Annotated in this window: 22 protein-coding genes; 9 read left to right on the top strand and 13 right to left on the bottom strand. The window is 61.1% G+C overall.

Annotated features, from left to right (window positions below):
* Window positions 1-2: 2 nt before the first annotated feature.
* Both cysK and dut read right to left on the bottom strand, forming a co-directional pair.
* Window positions 3-968, bottom strand: a complete 966-nt coding sequence (gene cysK, locus AC2GXZ_RS10350) for a cysteine synthase A (RefSeq protein ID WP_483759060.1) — start codon at window positions 966-968, stop codon at window positions 3-5.
* 192 nt (window positions 969-1,160) lie between these two features.
* On the bottom strand, window positions 1,161-1,631 hold the full coding sequence (gene dut / locus AC2GXZ_RS10345) for a dUTP diphosphatase (RefSeq protein WP_483759059.1): 471 nt from the start codon (window positions 1,629-1,631) through the stop codon (window positions 1,161-1,163).
* Window positions 1,632-1,730: 99 nt separating this feature from the next.
* On the opposite strand from dut, the gene AC2GXZ_RS10340 reads away from it, so the two are divergent.
* Window positions 1,731-3,311 carry a peptide chain release factor 3 gene (locus AC2GXZ_RS10340; protein ID WP_483759058.1) on the top strand — a complete coding sequence of 527 codons (1,581 nt, stop codon included), beginning with the start codon at window positions 1,731-1,733 and terminating at the stop codon, window positions 3,309-3,311.
* An 11-nt stretch (window positions 3,312-3,322) separates the two neighbouring features.
* Here AC2GXZ_RS10340 and AC2GXZ_RS10335 read toward each other — a convergent pair whose 3' ends face one another.
* A complete protein-coding gene (locus AC2GXZ_RS10335; RefSeq protein ID WP_483759057.1) occupies window positions 3,323-3,907 on the bottom strand; it encodes an IMPACT family protein in 585 nt (194 codons plus the stop codon).
* A 181-nt stretch (window positions 3,908-4,088) separates the two neighbouring features.
* On the opposite strand from AC2GXZ_RS10335, the gene AC2GXZ_RS10330 reads away from it, so the two are divergent.
* The 5 genes from AC2GXZ_RS10330 to AC2GXZ_RS10310 all read left to right on the top strand — a co-directional run bounded on the left by AC2GXZ_RS10330 (window position 4,089) and on the right by AC2GXZ_RS10310 (window position 7,953).
* Window positions 4,089-5,123, top strand: coding sequence for an iron ABC transporter substrate-binding protein (locus AC2GXZ_RS10330; protein ID WP_483759056.1), 1,035 nt, complete (start codon window positions 4,089-4,091; stop codon window positions 5,121-5,123).
* Window positions 5,123-6,154: a FecCD family ABC transporter permease gene (locus AC2GXZ_RS10325; RefSeq protein WP_483759055.1), complete on the top strand. Its 1,032-nt coding sequence runs from the start codon at window positions 5,123-5,125 to the stop codon at window positions 6,152-6,154. The genes AC2GXZ_RS10330 and AC2GXZ_RS10325 overlap by 1 nt, the downstream gene beginning before the upstream one ends.
* Window positions 6,151-6,933 carry an ABC transporter ATP-binding protein gene (locus AC2GXZ_RS10320; protein ID WP_483759403.1) on the top strand — a complete coding sequence of 261 codons (783 nt, stop codon included), beginning with the start codon at window positions 6,151-6,153 and terminating at the stop codon, window positions 6,931-6,933. The genes AC2GXZ_RS10325 and AC2GXZ_RS10320 overlap by 4 nt, the downstream gene beginning before the upstream one ends.
* Window positions 6,934-6,935: 2 nt before the next feature.
* Window positions 6,936-7,469 (top strand): tRNA (N6-threonylcarbamoyladenosine(37)-N6)-methyltransferase TrmO, encoded by a 534-nt coding sequence (tsaA, locus tag AC2GXZ_RS10315; RefSeq protein WP_483759054.1) that lies wholly within the window; start codon window positions 6,936-6,938, stop codon window positions 7,467-7,469.
* Window positions 7,470-7,665: 196 nt separating this feature from the next.
* Window positions 7,666-7,953, top strand: a complete 288-nt coding sequence (locus AC2GXZ_RS10310) for a putative quinol monooxygenase (RefSeq protein ID WP_483759053.1) — start codon at window positions 7,666-7,668, stop codon at window positions 7,951-7,953.
* Window positions 7,954-8,015: 62 nt separating this feature from the next.
* Here the strand turns inward: AC2GXZ_RS10310 and AC2GXZ_RS10305 are convergent, their stop codons facing one another.
* From AC2GXZ_RS10305 to otsB, 3 genes are all read right to left on the bottom strand, one after another.
* Window positions 8,016-8,225 carry a TOBE domain-containing protein gene (locus tag AC2GXZ_RS10305; protein ID WP_483759052.1) on the bottom strand — a complete coding sequence of 70 codons (210 nt, stop codon included), beginning with the start codon at window positions 8,223-8,225 and terminating at the stop codon, window positions 8,016-8,018.
* A 66-nt stretch (window positions 8,226-8,291) separates the two neighbouring features.
* A complete protein-coding gene (gene otsA / locus AC2GXZ_RS10300; RefSeq protein ID WP_483759051.1) occupies window positions 8,292-9,671 on the bottom strand; it encodes an alpha,alpha-trehalose-phosphate synthase (UDP-forming) in 1,380 nt (459 codons plus the stop codon).
* A gap of 43 nt (window positions 9,672-9,714) precedes the next feature.
* Entirely contained in the window at window positions 9,715-10,524 is an 810-nt protein-coding gene (otsB, locus tag AC2GXZ_RS10295) for a trehalose-phosphatase (RefSeq protein ID WP_483759050.1), read from the bottom strand.
* A 259-nt stretch (window positions 10,525-10,783) separates the two neighbouring features.
* Here otsB and AC2GXZ_RS10290 point away from each other — a divergent pair, with 259 nt between their 5' ends.
* Window positions 10,784-11,590, top strand: coding sequence for a class II glutamine amidotransferase (locus tag AC2GXZ_RS10290; protein WP_483759049.1), 807 nt, complete (start codon window positions 10,784-10,786; stop codon window positions 11,588-11,590).
* Window positions 11,591-11,593: 3 nt separating this feature from the next.
* Here the strand turns inward: AC2GXZ_RS10290 and AC2GXZ_RS10285 are convergent, their stop codons facing one another.
* A complete protein-coding gene (locus tag AC2GXZ_RS10285) occupies window positions 11,594-11,959 on the bottom strand; it encodes an MmcQ/YjbR family DNA-binding protein (protein ID WP_483759048.1) in 366 nt (121 codons plus the stop codon).
* Between the two features lie 15 nt (window positions 11,960-11,974).
* Window positions 11,975-13,183, bottom strand: coding sequence for a bifunctional phosphopantothenoylcysteine decarboxylase/phosphopantothenate--cysteine ligase CoaBC (coaBC, locus tag AC2GXZ_RS10280; RefSeq protein ID WP_483759047.1), 1,209 nt, complete (start codon window positions 13,181-13,183; stop codon window positions 11,975-11,977).
* 305 nt (window positions 13,184-13,488) lie between these two features.
* Here coaBC and AC2GXZ_RS10275 point away from each other — a divergent pair, with 305 nt between their 5' ends.
* A complete protein-coding gene (locus AC2GXZ_RS10275) occupies window positions 13,489-14,043 on the top strand; it encodes a glyoxalase superfamily protein (RefSeq protein WP_483759046.1) in 555 nt (184 codons plus the stop codon).
* Window positions 14,044-14,054: 11 nt separating this feature from the next.
* Here AC2GXZ_RS10275 and AC2GXZ_RS10270 read toward each other — a convergent pair whose 3' ends face one another.
* The gene (locus AC2GXZ_RS10270) at window positions 14,055-14,927 is read right to left on the bottom strand and encodes a LysR family transcriptional regulator (protein WP_483759045.1); all 873 of its coding nucleotides are present in this window, start codon (window positions 14,925-14,927) and stop codon (window positions 14,055-14,057) included.
* 193 nt (window positions 14,928-15,120) lie between these two features.
* Between AC2GXZ_RS10270 and AC2GXZ_RS10265 the strand changes: the two genes are divergently transcribed.
* A complete protein-coding gene (locus AC2GXZ_RS10265) occupies window positions 15,121-16,395 on the top strand; it encodes an MFS transporter (protein WP_483759044.1) in 1,275 nt (424 codons plus the stop codon).
* Window positions 16,396-16,403: 8 nt separating this feature from the next.
* On the opposite strand, the gene AC2GXZ_RS10260 is transcribed toward AC2GXZ_RS10265, so the two are convergent.
* The 4 genes from AC2GXZ_RS10260 to ubiB all read right to left on the bottom strand — a co-directional run bounded on the left by AC2GXZ_RS10260 (window position 16,404) and on the right by ubiB (window position 21,898).
* Window positions 16,404-17,201, bottom strand: a complete 798-nt coding sequence (locus AC2GXZ_RS10260; protein ID WP_483759043.1) for a COG3904 family protein — start codon at window positions 17,199-17,201, stop codon at window positions 16,404-16,406.
* The gene (locus AC2GXZ_RS10255) at window positions 17,188-18,558 is read right to left on the bottom strand and encodes a hypothetical protein (protein WP_483759042.1); all 1,371 of its coding nucleotides are present in this window, start codon (window positions 18,556-18,558) and stop codon (window positions 17,188-17,190) included. The genes AC2GXZ_RS10260 and AC2GXZ_RS10255 overlap by 14 nt, the downstream gene beginning before the upstream one ends.
* A gap of 125 nt (window positions 18,559-18,683) precedes the next feature.
* Window positions 18,684-20,246 carry an aromatic amino acid ammonia-lyase gene (locus AC2GXZ_RS10250; RefSeq protein ID WP_483759041.1) on the bottom strand — a complete coding sequence of 521 codons (1,563 nt, stop codon included), beginning with the start codon at window positions 20,244-20,246 and terminating at the stop codon, window positions 18,684-18,686.
* Window positions 20,247-20,338: 92 nt separating this feature from the next.
* The gene (ubiB, locus tag AC2GXZ_RS10245) at window positions 20,339-21,898 is read right to left on the bottom strand and encodes a 2-polyprenylphenol 6-hydroxylase (RefSeq protein WP_483759040.1); all 1,560 of its coding nucleotides are present in this window, start codon (window positions 21,896-21,898) and stop codon (window positions 20,339-20,341) included.
* Window positions 21,899-21,900 lie beyond the last annotated feature (2 nt).

The raw sequence follows: 21,900 nt of genomic DNA, 5'->3' as shown, positions 1-21,900 counted from the left end.
ATTTACTCTCCCAGGCCGTCGAACAATGCGGTCGAGAGATAACGCTCGGCAAATGAGGGAATGATGACGACAATCGTCTTGCCGGCGTTTTCTGGCCGGCTGCCCACCTCGATCGCAGCCTTGAGTGCTGCGCCGGAGGAAATGCCGACCGGCACGCCTTCCAGTCGTGCCACATGGCGGGCGGTCTCCAGCGCATCGCTGCTGGCGACCGTGACGATCTCGTCGTAGACATGGGTGTCGAGGATCTTTGGGGCAAAACCGGCACCGATGCCCTGGATCTTGTGCGGGCCGGGCTCGCCACCGGAAAGAACCGGAGATTCCTTCGGCTCGACGGCGATGACCTTCAGGCCAGGTTTGCGGGCTTTCAACACCTGGCCGACGCCTGTAATCGTGCCGCCGGTACCGATGCCGGCAATGAAGATATCGACCTTGCCGTCGGTATCGTTCCAGATCTCCTCCGCCGTCGTCTTGCGATGGATTTCCGGGTTGGCCGGATTTTCGAACTGCTGCGGAATGATTGCGTCGGGCAGTGTGGCGGCAAGCTCCTCTGCCTTGGCAATCGCACCCTTCATGCCTTTGGGGCCTTCCGTCAGCACCAGTTCTGCGCCAAGCAGCGCCAGCATCTTGCGGCGTTCGACCGACATGGTTTCCGGCATGGTGAGGATCAGCTTGTAACCCTTTGCGGCCGCTGCAAAGGCCAGCGCAATGCCGGTATTTCCGGATGTCGGCTCGATCAGCGTTGTTTTGCCCGGTGCGATCTTGCCCTGTGCTTCCAGGCTTTCGATCATCGCCACGCCGATACGGTCCTTGACCGAGGCGATCGGGTTGAAAAATTCGAGCTTGGCCAGAATATTGGCCTTCACCCCATATTCGCTCGCCAGCTTGTCAAGCCTGACGATCGGCGTGTCGCCGGTGGTTTCCGTGATCGAGGAATAAATGCGGCCACGGCCCGGCTTCTTCTCCGACATTGTCGTCTCTCCATTTGATACGTGATCAGAAAATAGAGTTCGACCGGGCGGGATGCGAGGGCGGTTTTGTCGTATAGCATCGAAAAGGCGCGAAAAAACCACCTCGTTCACGCGGGTTCGAAGCAATTATATGTTGTCGGCAGCGGATAATTGATAGCTGTCAGGACGGCGTGAAAGCTTCGACCGGTAAGCCTAAACGCCCGTAGAGCCGAAGCCGCCGGTACCGCGGATCGTTTCCGTCGTCTCGCTCATTTCGGCAACCCGCACCTGTGTCACCGGCGCGATTACCATCTGGGCAATCCGCATGCCGCGGGTGATGACGAAATCCTCTTCGGCAAGGTTGATCAGCAGCACCTTCACCTCGCCGCGATAATCGCTGTCGATCGTGCCGGGCGTGTTGAGACAGGTAATGCCGTTCTTGAAGGCGAGGCCGGAGCGTGGCCGGATTTGTGCCTCGAAACCCTGCGGCACCTCGAAGATGAAACCGGTCGGCACCAATGCGCGCTTTCCCGGAGCGATCGTAAGTGCTTCGCCATCGCCCAAGGCCGCACGTAGATCCATGCCGGCAGCGCCTGCCGTCTCGTAAGCGGGCAGTTCCAGCCCGTCGCCGTGCGGCAGCCGGATGAGATTGAGCATGGGCGAGGTGGGGGCGTGAGCGTTCATCCGCTCATTAGCCTGTCGAGACCATTGACGGTCAAACACGAATTGAAAGTTATCCACTAAGTCGTTAGATACGCGGCAACTTGAAGGATTGTTGCTGACATGGCCGAAACACTGGCAGAAGCGGTTTCCCGCCGCCGTACATTTGCGATCATCGCCCACCCTGACGCGGGTAAAACGACGCTCACCGAAAAGCTGCTTCTGTTCGGCGGTGCCATCCAGCTCGCCGGCGAGGTCAAGGCCAAGAAGGATCGTATCCAGACGCGCTCCGACTGGATGAAGATCGAGCGCGAGCGCGGCATCTCTGTCGTCACTTCGGTGATGACCTTCGAATATGACGACAAGGTCTTCAACATCCTCGATACACCCGGCCACGAAGACTTCGCGGACGATACCTATCGCACGCTGACGGCGGTTGATGCGGCCATCATGGTCATCGATGCTGCCAAAGGCATCGAGCCGCGGACGCTGAAGCTGTTCGAAGTGTGCCGCATGCGCGACATCCCGATCATCACCTTCATCAACAAGATGGACCGTGAAAGCCGCGATATCTTCGAAATTCTCGACGAGGTCGAAGAAAAGCTGGCGCTGGATACGGCTCCGATCACCTGGCCGATCGGCCGCTCCAAGAGCTTCTGCGGTTCCTATCACCTTGCCGGAAACCGGGTGCGCGGGTCTGACAAGGAAGATGCGATTGTGGTCAACGGCCCGCAGGCCGTGGCAGATCGCCTTCCGGAAAATGAACGTGCGGCGTTCATTGAAGAGGTCGATCTCGCCAAGGAGGCTTGCCGCCCGTTTGATCGCGAGGCTTTTCTGGAAGGCCATATGACGCCGGTATTTTTCGGCTCGGCGCTGCGCAACCTGGGTGTCCGCGACCTGATCAACGCGCTTGCCGATTTCGCCCCGCCGCCCCGCGATCAGGTGGCTGACACACGCACCGTCCATGCGGCCGAAGACAAGATGACCGCCTTCGTCTTCAAGATCCAGGCGAACATGGACCCGAACCACCGCGACCGCATCGCCTTTGCCCGCATCTGCTCCGGCAAGCTGGAGCGAGGCATGAAGGCAAGGCTTGCCCGCACCGGCAAGCAGATGGGCCTCACCGCGCCGCAATTCTTCTTCGCTTCGCAGCGCCATATCGCCGATACCGCCTATGCAGGTGATGTCGTGGGCATTCCGAACCACGGAACGCTCCGGATCGGCGATACGCTGACAGAAGGCGAAAACCTCGTGTTTCAGGGCGTTCCGAACTTTTCGCCGGAAATCCTGCGCCGCGTGCGGCTGGAAGATGCGATGAAGGCGAAGAAGCTGAAGGAAGCCCTGCAGCAGATGGCGGAAGAAGGCGTCGTTCAGCTATTTTCGCCGGAAGATGGTTCGCCGGCAATCGTCGGCGTCGTCGGGGCACTGCAGCTCGACGTGTTGAAGGAACGGCTTTCGGCGGAATATACGCTGCCTGTCTCTTTCGAAATGTCGCGTTTCTCCGTCTGCCGCTGGATTTCGTCGGATCAACCGGCGGATCTGGAGAAATTCCTCACCCTCAAACGCGGCGATATCGCCCGCGACCTCGACGGCGATCCGGTTTTCCTGGCGCAGGACGCCTTTTCGCTGCGTTACGAGGCTGAGCGCTTCCCGTCGATAAAAATGGTCGCCATCAAGGAATATCACGTCGCCAAGGCGGCGTGATATTACCGGCCTTAATCGAGCTTCAGTTCGACGCGTCCGCTTGTCAGATCGGAGATCAGTCGAGAGACCGATCCCAGCTCGGCCTCGGGTACGCGAAGAACGACGTCTGCACCTGTCGGCGTAAACTGCTCTTCGGCGATGATGAGGTCTGTAACCGATAAGAGCCTCGCTTTGACGCGGGCGAGATCGGAAAATTCAAGCCGTACGATACCCTGCAGGAAAGGCTTCACCTCGACCATCGGTGCAGCGCTGAGGCAGGCCGCGGCCGTGCCGCCATAAGCGCGCACAAGGCCGCCGCTGCCAAGCAATATGCCGCCGAACCAGCGGGTGACGATGACGACGGCCTGGTCCAGTGACTGGCCGTCGATTGCGGCGAGGATCGGCTTTCCCGCCTTGCCGCTCGGCTCGCCGTCATCGGAAAATCGATAGGCGCTGCCGATCCGCCAGGCCCAGCAATTGTGGTTTGCCTCGGCATGGCGGTGTGCGGTGATGGCCGCCTTTGCTTCCTCCTCCGTCGAGACGGGAAGCGCCACGGCAATAAAACGGCTCTTTTTGACGATCTGCTCGAATGTAGCCGGTTGCTCTAGCTGGAACATGGCAGAGCATTATCGCCCAGACCTCGGGAATGGAAGTGGCAAGTCCCTTATCCATGGACCGGCGATCTTGAAAGGAAGCGATCCTGCCAAACAGACAAATGTCTCGTCGTGGAAATCCGGCATATTCCAGCAGATATCTCGCCATGCAATAGTAGCCCCTGATCCATTGGGAGGTTCAATCGTGCTGAAATTGGTTGGCGCCGTTACGTTTATGTTTCTGGTCGCCTTTTCGGGTTGCGCCCTGGCGCGGACATTCACCGATGCCGGCGGCCGCACGGTCGAAATACCCGATCATGTCACCCGCGTGCTGACTGCCGGGCCGCCTGCTTCTGTTCTGGTCTATGTTCTGGCACCGGAAAAGCTGACCGGATGGGTGCGTGAACCGAGCGTGCAGGAGAAGGAGTTTCTGGTTCCGTCCGTCCGCGGCCTGCCGACTTACGGCCGGCTGACCGGGCAAGGGGGCACCGCCAATATGGAGGCGGTGATCGCCGCCAGACCGGATCTGATCATCGATGTCGGCACCGTCAATCCGACCTATATCTCGCTAGCCGACAAGGTGCAGCAGCAGACCGGCATTCCTTACGTGCTGATCGACGGCCGCTTTGCCAGGACGCCGGAAACTTTGAGGCAGGTCGGTGAATTGCTCGGCGTATCGCCGCGCGCCGGTGAACTGGCGGCCTATGCCGAAACCACACTGAAAACATTGAAGGACGGTCTCGACAAGGTGCCGGCCGGTGAACGACCGAAAGTCTATTACGGTCGCGGCCCGGAAGGGCTGGAGACGGGGCTTGCCGGTTCCATCAACACCGAAATTCTGGACGTGGCCGGGGCGGTCAATGTCGCGGCGGCAGGCGGAAAGGGCGGGCTGACCAATGTCTCGCTGGAACAGGTGCTCGGCTGGAATCCGGACGTCGTTCTTGCCGCCAGCCCGAAATTCGCCGCAGCCGTCAAGGCTGATCCGAACTGGGCAAGCGTGATTGCGGTCAAGGAAGGCAAGGTTTTTGCGGCCCCATCGCTGCCCTTCGGCTGGTTCGATTCCCCACCGGGCATCAACCGCCTGATTGGCATCCGCTGGCTGGAAGCGCTGCTATACCCGAAAGGCTTCGATGTCGACCTGAGGGCTGATGCAAAGCAGTTCTTCAAACTTTTCTATCAGGTCGACGTGTCGGATGCGCAGATCGACACGCTCCTGACGGGTGCGATGTCAAAACCCTGATGCAACATGCAGCCGACCCCGACCGCAGGAATTGGAAGCTGGTTGCAATCGGCACGGCCTGTCTCGTGTTGCTGGCGATTGTGTCTATGGCGATCGGCAAATATTCAGTCCCACCCTCGACTATCCTGCGGGTATTGCTGGGCGGTCTGACCGGCGGGAACGCGGACGTCGATCCGATCCAGCAGACGGTGATCTGGAACGTGCGCCTGCCGCGTGTCGCGGCGGGCCTGCTGATCGGTGCAGCCCTTGCGGCAGCCGGTGCCACCTATCAGGGCCTGTTCCGCAATCCTCTCGTCTCGCCCGACATTCTCGGCGTTTCTGCCGGAGCAAGCCTCGGCGCGGTGCTGGCCATTTTCCTCAAGCTGCCGGTGCCGGTGATCCAGGCAATGGGCTTTTGCGGCGGGCTTCTGGCGGTTGGCGCGGTTTATGCCGTGGGGGCCGCGGTGCGCGGTCGCGATCCGGCGTTGACACTGGTTCTCGCCGGCGTGGCGATCGGCGCCGTCGTCGGTGCCGGCATTTCGCTGATAAAGATTGTCGCCGACCCCTACGATCAGCTTCCTGCCATCACCTATTGGCTGCTTGGCAGCCTTTCCGCCGTCTCCCGCACCGATGTCGCCTCGATCCTGCCGGCGATGATCCTCGGTCTTTTGCCGCTCATCCTGTTGCGCTGGCGCATGAACGTGATGACGCTCGGGGACGAGGAGGCGCAGACGCTCGGCCTCGACACACGCATGACCCGTCTTGCCCTGATTGCCGGCGCCACGTTGATCACCGCCGCCTCTGTGTCGATTGCCGGCATTGTCGGTTGGGTCGGCCTTGTTATCCCACATATCGCGCGTCTGCTGGTCGGTCCGGATTTCCGCCGCCTGCTGCCGGCGTCGATCATGCTTGGTGCGGGTTATATGCTGGTCGTGGACACCCTGGCACGCAGCATCGCGCTCACCGAGATCCCGCTTGGAATACTGACTGCCGTGGTCGGGGCTCCTTTTTTCCTTTGGCTGCTTGCGTCCGCAAAACGGGGCTGGTCCTGATGCTGGAATTGCGCGATCTCGCCTTTGGTTATGGCGCCCGCACTGTTGGCCACGGTGTTAGTCTGACGCTTCGTCCAGGTGAAATTCTGGCGCTGCTCGGTCCGAACGGTGCCGGCAAGACAACGCTGTTCAAGACCATGCTCGGCCTGTTGCCGCCGCAGCAGGGATCCGTCCTGTTCGACGGCGTAAGGCTCGACGAATTGACGCGGTCGCAGCGGGCAACAAAGTTCGCCTATGTTCCCCAGGCGCATGCAGCCCTGTTTCCCTTCACTGTGCTCGATGTGGTGCTGATGGGACGCGCAGCTCACGTGGCGCCTTTCTCTGCGCCAGGACGAAGGGATCGCGAGATAGCCACAGCAGCGCTAGACAGATTTGGCATGACGCATCTGTCGCAGCGGCCTTATACCGAGGTTTCAGGCGGCGAGCGGCAGATGGCGCTGATAGCGCGGGCGCTGGCGCAGGAGCCCAAGGTGCTGGTGATGGACGAGCCCACTGCCAGCCTCGACTATGGCAACCAGATGCGGGTGCTGTCGCATGTCCGCAAGCTGGCGCAGGAAGGCATGGCAATCGTGCTGTCCACCCATAACCCCGATCACGTCTTCATGGTCGCCGACCGCGTTGCCCTGTTGCATGAGGGCGTTCTGGCCGGATTTGGAAAGCCGACGGAAGTTTTGACGGCACAGCGGGTAAAGCAGCTTTATGATATCGACGTGGTTATGGGCGTGCTGCCGGGTGGCAGTTTCCAGCTCTGTTCGCCGCGTCTCGACACGGGAGATTGAAAATGGTGCGTGAAAACGAAATCCGCGAGAACGAGTTGCAGGTCGCAGCCCCCGCACCGACCGATGCCGGGCTGACCTTTATCGGCCGGATCTCGACACCCTGGACATCCCGCCTGGAAACACCGCGTCAGGGCCGCCATGACGGACCGCTCTGCCGCATCGAGATTTATGAGCCCTGGGTTCCCGCACTTGCAGGCGTCGAAGCGTTCGAAAGGCTGGAAATCCTCTACTGGCTGCACCAGTCGCGCCGCGATCTTGTTCTGCAGAGCCCCGCCAGCAACGGCAAGGTGCACGGCACCTTTTCGCTTCGCTCGCCGGTGCGGCCGAACCCGATCGGCACCTCCATTGTCAAGCTGGAAGGCGTTGAGGGTAATGTGCTTCTGGTGCGTGGCCTCGATTGCCTTGACGGTACGCCGCTCCTCGACCTCAAGCCGGACCGCATTTTGTTCAAGCCGATCGCACCGCCGCAAAAGGGTGATTTCGAGACGGATGAGACTATCGCGACGGCACATTATTGCCAAAAGGCTGGGGCGTAATCCGGCCCGAACGGCTCCTGCGCTGATACCGATCATGTTTCCGCCGGAAACTTGCTGCCAGCAGTCGGAAGCCCTGTCGCATTTACAACCTCTCGTCTGTTGAACGTTGCGCCTTCGTGATCCCCTCTGCCGGGGTGGCACATACTGGCCATTTCCGCGTTTCGCGGAACGTCATTCACATTTCAGGAGCAATCAAATGATTGAAGCCATTTTTGCCTTCCGCGCCAGGCCGGGCAAGGAAGACCAGCTTCGTGAGGCAACGCTTGCCATCGTCGAGCCGACAAGGGCTGAGGAGGGCTGCGTCCAGTTCGTCGTGCATGAGGATATCGATGCACCGGGAACATTCTTCATTCGTGAAAGCTGGCGGGATCAGGCCGCGCTCGACGCACATTTCGCCCAGCCATACCTTCAGGCGCTTGTCGAGATCCACAAGGAGATCCTTGCCGAGCCGCTGAAACAATACAATCTCAAGGTCTACGCGTAAAAGCAGCAAACCCACCTGAGAGGCGGAGCCGTCTCCGCCCCTCAACTGGTATTGGCTGGCAATCAGTCGATGGCGACCATCACGTCGGATGCCTTGATCACCGCATAGGCATCGCTCCCGACGGCGAGAGCGAGCTCGTCCACGGCTTCGTTGGTGATCGACGATGTGACGACTAGGCCGTTGCCGAGATCGATGCGGACATGTGCCGTCGTGGCACCCTTCGTCACCTCGATGACCTTGCCCTTGAAACGGTTGCGTGCGCTGATTTTCATAAGATCTCCTCAGGTCATGATTACAGCACAATACGCGATACGCGTTCTTTCAACACCCCCGTGACGTTACTCCGTCGTGAGGTCGTTGAGAAAATCGTCACACCAGCGGTTGATGTCATATTCGAGGAGATGGTTCATCATCTTCTCCCAGCGTTGCTTGCGCTCATCGAGAGACATGGTGAGCCCGCGGGCAATCGCATGCGCCGTGCCTTCGATGTCATATGGGTTGACCAGCAGCGCGCCGGAAAGCTCGCGCGCGGCACCTGCAAATCGCGAGAGAACAAGCACGCCGGGATCTTCCGGGTCCTGCGCTGCGACATATTCCTTGGCGACAAGGTTCATGCCGTCGCGCAGTGGCGTGACGAGTCCGATCTTTGCCAGACGGTAAAGACCGGCAAGCAGCGGCCGCGGCACCGAGCGGTTGACGTAGCGGATCGGCGTCCAGTCGACCTGTCCCAGTGCGCCGTTGACGCGGCCTGCCTGTTCGGCGACGGTTCGCTGCATCTGTTCGTATTCGGGCACTTCCGAGCGGGACTTCGGTGTGACCTGCAGATAGGTCACCTTGTTCTGATATCCCGGGTTCAAACGCACGAACTGCTCGAACGCATCGATACGCTGGGTGATGCCCTTGGAATAATCGAGCCGGTCGACGCCGATGATCAGGTCGCGGCCCTCGATGCTTTCCTTTGCCTTTTTCACCATCGTATTGCGTGAGGCCTTCACCGCATATTTGGCGAAAGCTTCGGTTTCGATCGAGATCGGATAGGCGCCGCCCTTGAAGGTCCGGCCATACGTCGAGAACTTCTTGCCGCCCTCAAGCCGCTCGCCGATGCCTTCGCGCACCAGTCCGCCACCGAAATTGTCTAGATCGAAATCGGTGTGGAAACCAACGAGATCATATTGCGACAACCCGCGCATGATCTGCTCGTGAACGGGCATGGCAAACAATACGTCTGCCGGCGGCCACGGGATATGCAGGAAGAAACCGATCTTGTTCTTGAAACCCATCTGCCGAAGCTCGGCGGCCAGCGGGATCAGATGATAGTCATGCACCCAGATGATATCATCTTCTTTGAGAAGCGGCGCCAGCTTGTGGGCGAAGAAGCGGTTGACGCGGAAGTAACCGGCCATTTCCTTGCGGCCGTATTCGGCGAGATCCAGCCGGTAGTGGCAGATCGGCCATAAAACCCGGTTGGCAAAACCGTGGTAATATTCCTCGACATCGGTATCGGTCAGATCGGTCAGGGCATAGGTGATGTTGCCGTGTTCGAGAATATCCAGCTTTTCCGGCTCGCGCTCGCCGCTGGAATTGCCGGACCAGCCCATCCAGATGCCGCCGCGCTCTTCAAGCGCTGCCTGTAATGCAACGGCAAGCCCGCCGGCCGGTGCATCACCCGCCTTTTTCGGAACGGTGACACGGTTCGAAACGACCACAAGTCGGCTCAAGGCAAATTCCTTTCAAGAATAAAATAAATGTCGGCCGGGCACATCAGCGCGCGAGGCCGGCCAGAATGTCACGAAGTGTGGCGGCGGAAGAAAGCAGCATCGCCGCCTGTGTCGGCGTACCGTCAGGCAATGTGCGTTCGCCGATCCGCACCGAGTGGCCGCCAAGCGCATTGGCGGCCGCAAACATCGCCTCGTCCGTCAGGTCGTCGCCGATCGCAACCGGCAACCGGCCGGCAAATGGCGCTGCCGCGAGATAGGCGCGCAATGCCTCCCCCTTGCTGGCGCGGGCCGGTCGAAGCTCTATCACCATCTTGCCGCGCTGCAGGGTGAACGCGTCACCCGCTTCGCCGGCCGCGTCTTCCATCAACGCTTCAAGATCCGCCTGCCGCTCCGGTGCCTGGCGATAATGGGCGCCGACCGCCGCCCCCTTGTCTTCGATCAGAACACCCGGCCATTGGGCAGTCTCGGCGAAAAGACGTGCCTTCAGCACCTCGAACTGGGGTGTTACCTCCACCCGGTCGATTGTGCCGTCCGCCATGCGCTGCTCCGCCCCGTGCAGTCCGGCGATCGGAAAACGGTAGGGCGCAAAAAGTCTGTCCGCATAGGGCAGGGCGCGGCCTGTAACGAGCGCCAGTGCGCCGCGCAGTTTTTGCGACAGGCTGTCGAGGTCGGCTGGAAGCCCTTCCGGCACGACAATCCCGTCCGGCGTGGCGGCCAGGTCGATCAACGTCCCGTCGATATCGAGAAACAGCGCCCAGCGATCAAAATCCCTGAGCAGATCCAAAAGTCCGTTTTCGGACGGCGAGGCATCGGCCGAAGTAACGGCGGACCTGGACTGTGTTTGCTGCGACATGGATAGCTATCTAGGCCTCGAGCCCGATGCGGCAACCCTTCATGCCATGGAATGGCCGCAAATGGGTCCGTCTGTACGGTATCGTCCGAATGGATGATGGCAGCCAAGATTCTTAATGTGCGTTGCAAAACGTGATCTCTTCGCAGTCGCAAAAATGTCACGAATACTGGTAGCTTAATCCTTCATTAGGCGAATGAATCGACCCTTTGCTTGAAGTGCGGCTTATTCGCTGCCGAAACAGACCGGAGTGACAGGACCAATGTGCCGTTGGGCAGCCTATAGAGGCGAACCGCTTTATCTCGAAGAGCTTGTTTCATCGCCGGCGCATTCCCTGATCGAGCAATCCCATTGCGCCACGCGCGCCAAGACAGCCACCAATGGCGATGGTTTCGGTGTCGCCTGGTATGGCGACAGGCCAGAGCCCGGCCGCTACCGCGATGTCCTGCCAGCCTGGTCCGACTGCAATTTGAGAAGCCTGGCGCGGCAGATCCGCTCGCCTCTGTTTCTCGCCCATGTTCGAGCCGCCACGACGGGCGCCACCCGTCGCGACAACTGTCATCCTTTCGTCCATGGCCGCTGGTCCTTCATGCACAATGGCCAGATCGCCAATTTCGACCGCATCCGCCGCGGCATGGAGAGCCTGCTCTCCGACGAACTGTTCAGCGCCCGCACCGGCACGACCGACAGCGAGATGATCTTCCTGCTTGCCCTGCAATTCGGTCTCGACGTCGATCCGCTCGGTGCGATGGAAAAGGCGGTCGCTACCGTAGAGGCATTGTCGATGGAAAAATCAGGCGAGGCGCTGGTGCGCTTCACATCCTGTTTCTCCGATGGCGAACAGCTTTATGCCGTGCGTTACGCCACCGACCACAAGCCGCCGACGTTGTATGCTGCCCCCATGGGCGGTTCGGCCGGTGCGCGCAGCGGTTATTGCCTCGTCTCCGAACCCTTGAACGACGAGGCCGATACCTGGGTGGAGATCCCCGATGGCAGCGCCGTAAAAGTCTGTCCGGATGGCATGCAGGCGCTGTTGTTCCAGCCAAAACTGTTTGCCGAAGCAGCCTGACCTTCAGGCAATCGGAAGCACGATCCCGAGTTCCTGCCGCAGTTTCTTCGTCAAGCCTGCAGCCACCAGTTCATAGGAACGGGTGAGGTAATACGCGACCTCTTCCTGAGATAGCGGCAAAAGGGCACGTATTTCCATCCATTTGCGCTTGGCAAAATAACGTGCCTGGTCGATCCCTTCGAGCGCCGTCAGGATCTCGAAACTTTCTTCCGTGCATTTCACTACGATCGAGGCATCGTCTCCCTCATGGAGGAGCGTGAACACCTTGTTCCCCACCTTGGCGACATGCGAATCCCATTGGTCGACGAAGGATGTTCCGGGCAGGCTCAGAACAAGACCGTCGAAACCCTTTCGATCAAACGGGTTCATGGACATTCTCCGGCGTCAGGATGTGATCGTGGCAGCGATCAGCGCCGCCAGCTTTTCGGCAACGTCTTCTTTCGTCATGTCCGGCCATTCGTCGATCCTGCCGGCCGAGATGATCTTGACCCGGTTATGATCACCCCCCATCACGCCGGTTTCCGGCGAAACATCGTTGGCGACGATCAGGTCGGCTCCCTTGCGTTCCAGCTTGGCGCGGCCGTTGGTTTCGACATTTTCGGTTTCCGCCGCAAAGCCCACGACCAGCTTCGGCCGTTTCACATGATGACCAACAGTTTTCAGAATGTCCGGGTTTTCTGCCAATTGTAGCGGGGCAGGGGCCTCACCCGGCCGTTTCTTGATCTTCTGCCCGGCCGATGCCGCAACCCGCCAGTCAGCAACCGCGGCCACCATGACGGCGATATCGGCTGGCAGCCTGGCCATCACCGCTTCCAGCATCTCGTCTGCCCGCTCCACATGCACGACCGTGACACCGGCGGGGTCGGGGATCGTCACTGGACCAGAAACGAGCGTGACCTCGGCCCCGAGCTTGGCGAGAGCAGCGGCGATCGCATGTCCCTGCTTGCCCGAGGAACGGTTGGCGATATAGCGCACCGGGTCGATAGGCTCATGCGTCGGCCCCGAGGTGACGATCGCGCTGCGTCCCTTGAGTGGCTTTGCCCCGCCATCAAGCATCTCGATCACGGAGGCAACGATCTGCAACGGTTCGGCCATCCGGCCGACGCCCGCCTCGTTGCTTTCCGCCATCTCGCCGGCCACCGGGCCGATAAAAGTGATGCCGTCGCCCGCAAGCGTTGCGACATTGCGTTTCGTTGGCGCAGCGGCCCACATTTTCGGGTTCATCGCCGGTGCAAGCAGGACCGGGCGATCGGTGGCGAGCAGCACTGCACTCGCCAGATCGTCGGCAAGCCCGCTCGCCATCTTCGCCATCAGGTTGGCGGTTGCCGGCGCCACGACGATAAGATCGCACTCGCGCGCCAGCCGGATATGGCCGACATCCTGCTCGTCCTCGCGGGAAAAAAGATCCGTATAGACATGACTGGCCGACAGCGCGCCGACGGCAAGCGGTGTGATAAATTCCTGCGCCGCTTTCGTCATCACCGGCCGCACCTCGGCGCCGCGCTCGCGCAGGCGACGGATCAGGTCGAGGCTTTTATAGGCCGCGATCCCGCCGGAGATGATAAGGAGAATGCGCTTGCCGTTCAGTTCCATGATCTTGCCTGGTTGTCGGGCCTGCTTGCCGGGCCTGCCTGCCGATTGGCCGGAAGCTAAGGTTTTGACCTTCAACTTGCAATCGTCTTATCCGTCGCGTGGTGAACAGGTTCCCGCATCGCTTGATCGGCGCGCGGCCCTGCGTTACCAATCGGCGATGGCCGGATGCGGCCAGCCGCCCGCGGCACGTTCGCCATGGTGAATGCATCCACCCGACCTTCATCCTCGCCATCCGGACAATGATGACGAACGGATCAGCAATGCGGGGCCTGATCGACCTTTTCGTCCATTGAAAGGATGCCCACATGCGCGATTTTCGCGACGCCAAACTGATGGCGAAGAGCCTCAAGGCCGCCCTTGCCGAACAGGATATCGATCTTCCCCACAGCAAGGCACTGGAAATGGTCGCCGCCCAGTTCGGTTATGACGACTGGAACGTGCTGTCCGCTAAGATCGAGGCCGCCACACCGGCAGAAAAGCGTCGGGAGTCGATCACGATCCAGCCCGCCATCCCGATCTTCCGCATCTTTGATGTAACGAAGGCGATGGAGTTCTATCGGGATTTTCTTGGGTTTTCGGTTGATTGGGAACACCGGTTTGCACCGACCGCGCCGCTCTATTGCCAGATGTCGCGCAGCGGCATGCTGATCCATCTGTCCGAACATGCAGGTGATGCCTCTCCGGGCGCCCGCGTCTTCGTACCCATGTCGGGAGCGGAAGCCTTCCAGAAGGAACTGATCGGCAAAAATTATCCCTATATGCGGCCGGGACTTGAACAGGCGGATTGGGGCTTGGAAGTGACCGTTATCGATCCGTTCAGCAACCGCATCACCTTCTGTGAGCGCGAGATTAAGGCCTAGCCACACAAGGCCTATAGCAGGCCGAACAGATTGAGTGTGATCGGCGATCGCTGTCCCTTCATCACGGCGATCCCAAGCCGCGCCATCAGCGGCGGACCTTCAATCGGACGAAAGACGGCGCCGTCGATCTCGATCTTGGCCAGCGATTTCGGCACGATCGACACACCGAGCCCGGCTGCAACGAGGTTGACGACCGATGGGATCTGCGGCGCCTCCTGCGTTACGTTCAGCTCGAAACCGGCTTCCTTGCAGGCCCGCTGGATATCCGTATAGAGGCTGAGACCCATATTGCGCGGGAAGATGATGAACGGCTCGCCGGCAAGGCTTGCCAGCTTCACGCGGCTTTGTGCCGCAAGCGGATGGCCGGCCGGAAGTGCCACCAGCAAAGGTTCGTCTGCCATGCGCTTGATGCGCACACCCGCCGGATCGTCGACGGGAGGCCTGATGAAGGCGGCATCAAGCTCGCCGCGCATCAGCTTTTCCATCAGCAGGTTGCTGTTCATTTCGATCAGCGACAAAGCCACTTCCGGCCACCGCGCTCGAAACTGGCGGATCACACCCGTCACGGCCGGATTGAATGTGGCCGACGCGGTAAAGCCCAGTGCCAGCCGCCCCGTTTCACCGCGTGCCGCCCGTTGTGCGGCAAGTTTTGCCCGATCCGCCGCCGCAAGCGTGATCCTCGCCTCTGCCAGGAATGCGGCACCCGATGCAGTCAGTTCCGCCCCATGCGGTACTCGGTGAAACAGCGGCGAACCGATCTCGTTTTCGAGATCGCGGATCTGCTGGCTGAGCGGTGGTTGGCCGATGCCAAGCTTTGCGGCGGCGCGTGTAAAATTCATCTCGTCCGCCACGGCCACGAAATAACGAAGATGTCTTAGCTCCATATGTGAAACCTATCACAAACGCATCTTCCATATATTGGACACATAGGCGCAGTCTGGCTAGATTGAAGTCATCGCAACACCGCGCCGGTTATCCGCGAAAGCGACGCTGCGAGATTCGAAAATTGGTATGTCCTGCCGTTCTGAAAGCCGATCGAGGCTGTCGGGCAGGACATGCTGCAAAGGTCTCTTTCCCATGCCCTCCGCCGCCGTCAGCCAGTCACTCGATCCCGAAATCATCCTCGTCCAGCCGCTCGAAGCCGAGCCGCCAGCAGATCCTCCCAAGCTTTACCTGACGCGCGGCTCTGCCGGTTATCGCAAGGCAAGCCTTGCCCTTTTCCTCTCCGGTTATTCGACATTCGCGCTGCTCTATTGCGTGCAGCCTTTGATGCCGATCTTCTCGCAGGAATTCGGCGTCAGCCCGGCCATCAGCTCGCTGTCGCTGTCGCTTTCCACCGGCCTGCTTGCCTTGGCGATCTTCTGCGCAGCGGCGATATCTGAGCGTTTCGGTCGCCGCAGCCTGATGGTCTGCTCGCTGACGGGTGCTTCGCTCTGCACGCTCGCCTGCGCCGTCATGCCCGGCTGGACGCTCATTCTCGCCATCCGCGCGCTGGAGGGGCTGCTTCTCGGCGGCGTGCCGGCCGTTGCCATGGCCTATCTGTCGGAAGAGATCGATCCGAAGGGCATCGGCGCCGCCATGGGCCTCTATATCGCCGGCAATGCGCTCGGCGGCATGTCGGGCCGTGTTTTCACCGGCATTCTGGCGGAATTCCTGTCCTGGCGTGTAGCACTGGGCGTCATCGGTGTCTTCGGCATCGCCGCCGCCATCGGCTTCTTCACCCTGTTGCCGCCGTCGCGCAACTTCAAGCCGCGCCGCTCCAATGCCAGCTATCACATCTCGGCCTGGCTCGGTCATCTTAACCAGACTGCATTGGCATTGCTGTTCGTCATCGGTTTCCTGCTGATGGGCTCCTTCGTGACGATCTACAATTATGCCGGCTTCCGGCTGGTCGCTGCTCCCTATAACCTAAACCAGACCGAACTTGGCCTGATCTTCACCGCCTATCTCTTCGGTGTCGGTTCCTCCTGGGTCGGCGGTACGCTGAGCGATCGTTTCGGCCGCTATCCCGTAATGATGGCGGGCATAATCCTGATGTTTACCGGTGTCCTGACCACATTGGCCGCCCCGCTTCCCCTTGTCATCGTCGGTATCGCCATGCTGACGGCAGGCTTTTTCATGGCCCATGCGGTGGCAAGCGCACTGATCGGGCGCCTGGCGCGAGGTAACAAAGGTCATGCCTCGGCGCTCTATTTGCTGGCCTATTACCTTGGCTCAAGCATTGCCGGTTCCGTCGGCGGCAAGTTCTGGAGCGCCGGTGGCTGGTCGGCGGTCATTACCTTCACCGGCATCATGCTGGCCTTGGCGCTGGTCGCCGGACAGACGTCCTATATCCTCAGCCGCCGATCCTGATCCGCGCCTTACCCCTTGGCCGGAGCCTTGGATCCGGCCGGGCGGGGCGTCTGGATCGGCTGGGTAACCAGCAGGAACTCCGCCATCTCCTTTTCGCTTAGATAATAGAGCCGGTCCGGTGGTGTCTCCAGCGCATGCAGCCAGAGGCCCGTGCCGATCCCCATCTGTTCGAGATGCCGGGCAACCCGCGCCGTCGTCGCCTGCGCCGAAGACATTGCCTGCTCGGCCGAAGGCCGCTCCCGGCTGCCGTTGAACACCTGATGCACACCAATGATCGCATCCTTTTCCGCCACCCGCTGAACGCCGCCGGCAAACACGATCGGGCAGGACGAGGCACACAGCGCCCGCGCACCCACCTTGGTCGACAGCTTCCTCTCCCGGATCAGCGCCGACATGGCGAGCGCATCATCGACCGAGCCGCCCGGAGAATTGAGCTGCACGCTCTTCACATATTCGCCGCGTGCCTCGATCTCCTGGGCAAAGCGGGTGCCGGCCCCAGGATCGATCGTTCCCTCCGCCATCATCACGCCGCCGGGCTTCAGCTCGAATGTCATCTTCCGGCGCAACACCTCGCTGGGGCTTGCCGGTTCCACCGGCGGGGAGGCGGGGCGTCCATCCGTCAGCGCCGGTGGCAATACCGGTTCGCTTTCATGCATCGGGTCGAAACCGGGAATTTCGGTCTTTGCTTCCAGCATCTCCCGCACATCGGTTACGATAAAGATTACAGATGCGGCCAGCAGCGCATAGAAAGCACAGCGCATCACCATACCGTCATCGATACGGCGGATGGCGTCAGCGATCGTCATGCAGCCGGTCCCGACGCGAGCGGGTGTCTATGGTGGTGATATTGTTCTGCCCCTCCGGGCTGTCGCCGTCTTCCGCTTTTATCTCGTCTCGCTTCATCTCCGCGTTTGCCGTGTCCGTCTCTTTAACAGCGGCTATCTCCGCTTCGGCAACGGCCTTTTCGAGATCAATGCCATGGGCGGCAAGCGCGCGCTGGACTTCGAGTGCCCTCAACAATTCGGCAGCGGTAATGCGCTCGGCAAACGGCAGCTTTTCCTCCTGCCGGCGGATCGCGCCATGCACGACCGCAAGGATGAAGACCAGCACGCCGGGCAGAAGATCGATCGAGATCGCACCGGCCCATGCGGGAATGAAGTCCTGCGCATAGGTCAGCACGGCTTCGGCGGAAGAGAGCGGCACGAACCGACGCTCGACCACCGGCGGTCGGGCAAGGATCTCGTCGGCGGCCTTGGCAAGCGCCTTGGATTGCGCTGCGACCGACGTCCTGACCGTTGCCATCACCTGGTCCTGGCGGTTGATCAGATTGGCATCGCTGCCATCGGCCACCGGCGCAATGAAACCCACCGACAGGTCGTCGGCGGCACGGCGGATCGATGGCGCGATCGAGGTCTGGGCCAGCGAGCCTATGATGCCGGTCAGCGCCACCGCCTCGGTCGAAAACTGGTCGGCACGTGGCTCGACGAGGCCAGGAGCGGTGACCAGCGCCCGCATCGTCTCCAGTCGCTTCTGGCCTTGTTGGAAAAGCTCCTCCACCTGTTCGCGCGACGTGTTGATATTCGCTTCGAGCGATTTCATCTGTGCCGACATCTGCGACAGAAGCTGCACCACGCTGCCCGATCCTGTCGTGCCGGTCAGCGAGCCGGACTGGCGCTCGACGGCGGAGAGCTGGGCGAACCGCTCCGAAGCTCGCTGGATATCGGGCAGCAGGTTTTGAGCCGCCAGTGCATTCTGATGGGCGCGGTCGAGATCGGCAGTATAACCTTCCACCGTCTCGGAGAGATGCTGTTCGACGGCGGCCGAGCCGGCAAGTGCTGCAGCATTGAGCCAGCTCGACATTGCAAGGATCATCGCCGCACCGCAGGCCATGACGAAAAGCATCCCGGTCCTGCCGGTCCGGCTGGTCACATGCGGATAGAACCGCGCCATGTAGGACCAGAAGGCGTAGATGCCGACCGAAACCGAGGCCGAATAGATGATGGCGGCAAAAAACACCCCGGTCGGCGAGCCGTCGAGGATCGAGCGCACCCCGAGATAGGTATAGACGCCGGAAGCGAGCGCCAGCACGGCAAGCGCGAAACGGGTCATGGTTTCGACGGCGGCGATGCCGTCATTCAGCCGCTGCGATGCGCCGAGCGCCATGGGCGGTCTCCGAAAGAGGAATCTATTCCTCAAAGAAGTGATGAAGAAGCTGGCGGAATCAAGGCCCGGTTGCGTCAGTCGATGGGCAGGCGGCGCCGGCAGCTTATTTTGCAATCAAAACGAGGTTACGCCTCGATCCCCTGCATGCCGAAACCACCAAGCGCGAAGAAATCGTCGATGGCATGGATGGGCGAAATGGCAATCAGCCTTTCGAGGAATTCATCGGAGGCAAGCTCCTCTTCGATCGCTTCCACCTCGGCCGATAACGCCCGGTCGATGGTATAGAAGGCGGCATGTTTGCGCACCACCTCGTAGATCAGCCCGACCGCACCTCCCGGTTCGTCGCCGTGAATATCCATCGCCTGCGCGGCAAGCAGCGCCTCCAGCCCTGCAAGGCGCCGCAGCGCCCGCACTTGCCGCTCGAACCGCTCGATGACGAGCGGCAGGAAGGCCGCTTCGTCCTCCATCCCGCCGGCAACGACGAGCGACTGGGCCGAAACCGGATTGCTCATCGACAGCACCCGCGAGAAGATATCGCCAGCAAGCTTGATGATCGGGCCGAAACCGGTGGCGATCACACCCGGCGGCACCAGATTGACCGGCAGGTCGCGCCGCTGGCCGCTGCCGAGCAGGACGCAGCGGTTGAACGAGTTGCGTGCCGCATGTGCCATGCACAACACCGCCGATTCCATCAGCACGGTGACGTCGAGCGGCAGCGATCCTCCGGAGGTCAGCACGCGACCCTCGACGATGACAGGATTGTCGTCCGAGCGCCCTGTTGCGGCAAGAATCTTGTGGCCGGAACTCAGTACGCTTTCGAAAACGGCACCGAACACCTGGGGTATCATCCTGAGGCTGAGCGGGTCCTGCACATGGGTCCCGCTCGGCCAGGCCCAGCCCTGTGATGCAGTAAGCAGCCAGGAGCCGATCATCGCTTCGCGCGGGGTGCCCAGATGGGTGACCGCAAGCCAGGGATCGCGTGAGGCACCCATGGCGCCGGATGAGGCAAGACCGGTGGCAAGCAGCACCCTCAGCGCACCGGCGGCACCCCGCATCGTGCGGGCCGCTGCGGCAAAGCTGACGGCATTGACGCTGAGCGAGGCAAGGCTGTCGCGTGGCGCCATACGCTGCGGCAGAATTCCGGCCGCCTTGAACGCTTCGGCCGCCGGCATGCGCTGGCCCCGGTAGACGGCCTCGCCGACACCGGTCAGCACCGCGCCGATCTGCCCCATCAGGCCGATATCGGCGCAGCCGATCGAACCGGTACGCCGCACGATCGGGATCACGTCGGCCTTGAGCAGCTCGAGATAACTTTCCACCAGTTCCGGCGTGCAGCCGACATAACCGGACAGCGCGGTATTGACCCGAAGCGCGATCGCATTGCGCACGACCGAGATCGGAAAAGGTTCGCCCGTGCCGAAATGATGGGCACGCACCAGCCCGAGATTGAACTGGTCGAGTTCGTCATTCGACCAGGCGATATCCTTCATCGCACCGACGCCGGTCGTCGCGCCATAAACGGGCATGCCGTCTGCGATCGCCTGTTCCAGCACGGCGCGCGCAGCCACCACGCGGGCCATGCCTTGGCGATCGGCGGTAACCCTTGCGCTACCATCGCCGATTACCAGCAGTTCCGCGAAGCCAAGCGGTTGACCGGTGAGTTCAATATGGATCTGGGTTTGCGGCATCGGCTTCCTCATTCAGGCCGGTGCCACACTATTGCACGCGGCACCATGCGGGATATCCCAAAATACGGACAACCCGATCGCGCCGCACCGCCTCAATGGGTAATGGCGATATAAAGCAGCGACAAAGCGATGATCCACAGAGCCAGCCGGCCGTAACGGCTGTGGCGTGCTTCCGCCTTGCCGATTGCTTCGGCCGTTTGGGGGTCGAAGCGCAGCCCGTTTTCGCTCATGGCGACCAGTTCTCGGTGCAGCGTCTCGGTCTTGATCGCAATCTCCGGCAGGGCTTCGGCAAGCTTGATCGCCGCTTTGGCGCCGTCCTTGAGATCGGACACGATGCGCTTGGGACCCAGATTGTCACGGATCCACTGTCCAACGACAGGTTCCGATGCCTTCCACATGTTGAAACGCGGGTTCAGCATGCGCGAGACGCCCTCGACGACGACCATGGTCTTCTGCAAGAGGATCAGTTCCGGCCGGGTCTGCATCTCGAACAGATCCGTCACTTCGAACAGCAGGGCCAGCAGCCGTGCCATGGAGATTGTTTCCGCCGGCTGACCATGGATCGGCTCGCCGATCGCACGGATCGCCTGGGCAAAGGCTGCAATATCGTGATGTGCCGGCACGTAGCCGGCCTCGAAGTGGACCTCGGCGACGCGCATGTAATCGCGGGTGATGAAGCCGAACAGGATTTCCGCGAGGAAACGCCTTTCCTTCTTTCCCAACCGCCCGGTAATGCCCATGTCGACGGCGATGATCGTGCCCGACGCATCGACAAACAGATTGCCCGGATGCATGTCGCCATGGAAAAAGCCGTCGCGCAGCGTGTGGCGCAGGAAGGACTGGATCAGCACTTCGGCAAGCTTTTCGAGATCGTGGCCGGCGGCGCGCAGAGCCTCGATATCGTTCATCTTGGCGCCGTCGATCCACTCCATGGTCAACACGTCGCGGCCGGTGCGTTCCCAATCGACGACCGGCACGCGGAAGCCGGGATCGTCCTTGGTGTTTTCGGCGATTTCGGAAAGGGCCGCGGCCTCAAGGCGCAGGTCCATCTCCATCTTGGTCGTCTGTTCCAGCGTCCGCGTCACCTCGATCGGGCGAAGCCGCCGGCTGGAGGGCATCAGCCGCTCCTGCATGTGGGCGACCACATACATGCCTTCGATGTCATGGGCGAAACGTTGGCGCACGCCCGGACGCACGACCTTCACAGCGACCTTTTTGCCGTGGACTGTGGCCGGATGAACCTGAGCGATCGAGGCCGCCGCGATCGGCTCCTCGAAGGATGTGTAAAGATCGTCGATCGGCCGGCCGAGTGAAGCCTGGATTGCGGATTTCGCAGCCTCGGTCGGGAAAAACGCCATCCTGTCCTGCAGCATGGCAAGATCGACGGCCCAGTCGACGCCGACGACATCCGGACGGGTGGCTAGAAACTGGCCGATCTTCACATAGGAAGGCCCGAGCCTGTCGACGGCCCGCGTCAGCCGCTCGCTGCGCGCCTGCTTCTTGGCCCGGAAGCGGGCAAGCGGCTCCAAGAGCGATTTGGCAAAGCCGACAGCCGGCGGCATGTCCTCGGTCGGTAGTGCGGAAACCACACCCTCGCGAACAAGAACCCAGCCGACGCGGGCGAGCCGGAAATAAGCGCCGATCGTGCTCATGC

The organism is Aliirhizobium sp. YIM B11859 (genome assembly GCF_057163345.1).
This window is presented reverse-complemented; position numbering and strand designations above follow the sequence as displayed.

What these genes read in the sequence shown, in the direction of transcription:
- cysK (WP_483759060.1), bottom strand. Translation starts at nt 968, where the DNA reads ATGTCGGAGAAGAAGCCGGGCCGTGGCCGCATTTATTCCTCGATCACG.
- dut (WP_483759059.1), bottom strand. Translation starts at nt 1,631, where the DNA reads ATGAACGCTCACGCCCCCACCTCGCCCATGCTCAATCTCATCCGGCTG.
- AC2GXZ_RS10340 (WP_483759058.1), top strand. Translation starts at nt 1,731, where the DNA reads ATGGCCGAAACACTGGCAGAAGCGGTTTCCCGCCGCCGTACATTTGCG.
- AC2GXZ_RS10335 (WP_483759057.1), bottom strand. Translation starts at nt 3,907, where the DNA reads ATGTTCCAGCTAGAGCAACCGGCTACATTCGAGCAGATCGTCAAAAAG.
- AC2GXZ_RS10325 (WP_483759055.1), top strand. Translation starts at nt 5,123, where the DNA reads ATGCAACATGCAGCCGACCCCGACCGCAGGAATTGGAAGCTGGTTGCA.
- tsaA (WP_483759054.1), top strand. Translation starts at nt 6,936, where the DNA reads ATGGTGCGTGAAAACGAAATCCGCGAGAACGAGTTGCAGGTCGCAGCC.
- AC2GXZ_RS10310 (WP_483759053.1), top strand. Translation starts at nt 7,666, where the DNA reads ATGATTGAAGCCATTTTTGCCTTCCGCGCCAGGCCGGGCAAGGAAGAC.
- AC2GXZ_RS10305 (WP_483759052.1), bottom strand. Translation starts at nt 8,225, where the DNA reads ATGAAAATCAGCGCACGCAACCGTTTCAAGGGCAAGGTCATCGAGGTG.
- otsB (WP_483759050.1), bottom strand. Translation starts at nt 10,524, where the DNA reads ATGTCGCAGCAAACACAGTCCAGGTCCGCCGTTACTTCGGCCGATGCC.
- AC2GXZ_RS10290 (WP_483759049.1), top strand. Translation starts at nt 10,784, where the DNA reads ATGTGCCGTTGGGCAGCCTATAGAGGCGAACCGCTTTATCTCGAAGAG.
- AC2GXZ_RS10285 (WP_483759048.1), bottom strand. Translation starts at nt 11,959, where the DNA reads ATGAACCCGTTTGATCGAAAGGGTTTCGACGGTCTTGTTCTGAGCCTG.
- coaBC (WP_483759047.1), bottom strand. Translation starts at nt 13,183, where the DNA reads ATGGAACTGAACGGCAAGCGCATTCTCCTTATCATCTCCGGCGGGATC.
- AC2GXZ_RS10275 (WP_483759046.1), top strand. Translation starts at nt 13,489, where the DNA reads ATGCGCGATTTTCGCGACGCCAAACTGATGGCGAAGAGCCTCAAGGCC.
- AC2GXZ_RS10270 (WP_483759045.1), bottom strand. Translation starts at nt 14,927, where the DNA reads ATGGAGCTAAGACATCTTCGTTATTTCGTGGCCGTGGCGGACGAGATG.
- AC2GXZ_RS10265 (WP_483759044.1), top strand. Translation starts at nt 15,121, where the DNA reads ATGCCCTCCGCCGCCGTCAGCCAGTCACTCGATCCCGAAATCATCCTC.
- AC2GXZ_RS10260 (WP_483759043.1), bottom strand. Translation starts at nt 17,201, where the DNA reads ATGACGATCGCTGACGCCATCCGCCGTATCGATGACGGTATGGTGATG.
- AC2GXZ_RS10255 (WP_483759042.1), bottom strand. Translation starts at nt 18,558, where the DNA reads ATGGCGCTCGGCGCATCGCAGCGGCTGAATGACGGCATCGCCGCCGTC.
- AC2GXZ_RS10250 (WP_483759041.1), bottom strand. Translation starts at nt 20,246, where the DNA reads ATGCCGCAAACCCAGATCCATATTGAACTCACCGGTCAACCGCTTGGC.
- ubiB (WP_483759040.1), bottom strand. Translation starts at nt 21,898, where the DNA reads ATGAGCACGATCGGCGCTTATTTCCGGCTCGCCCGCGTCGGCTGGGTT.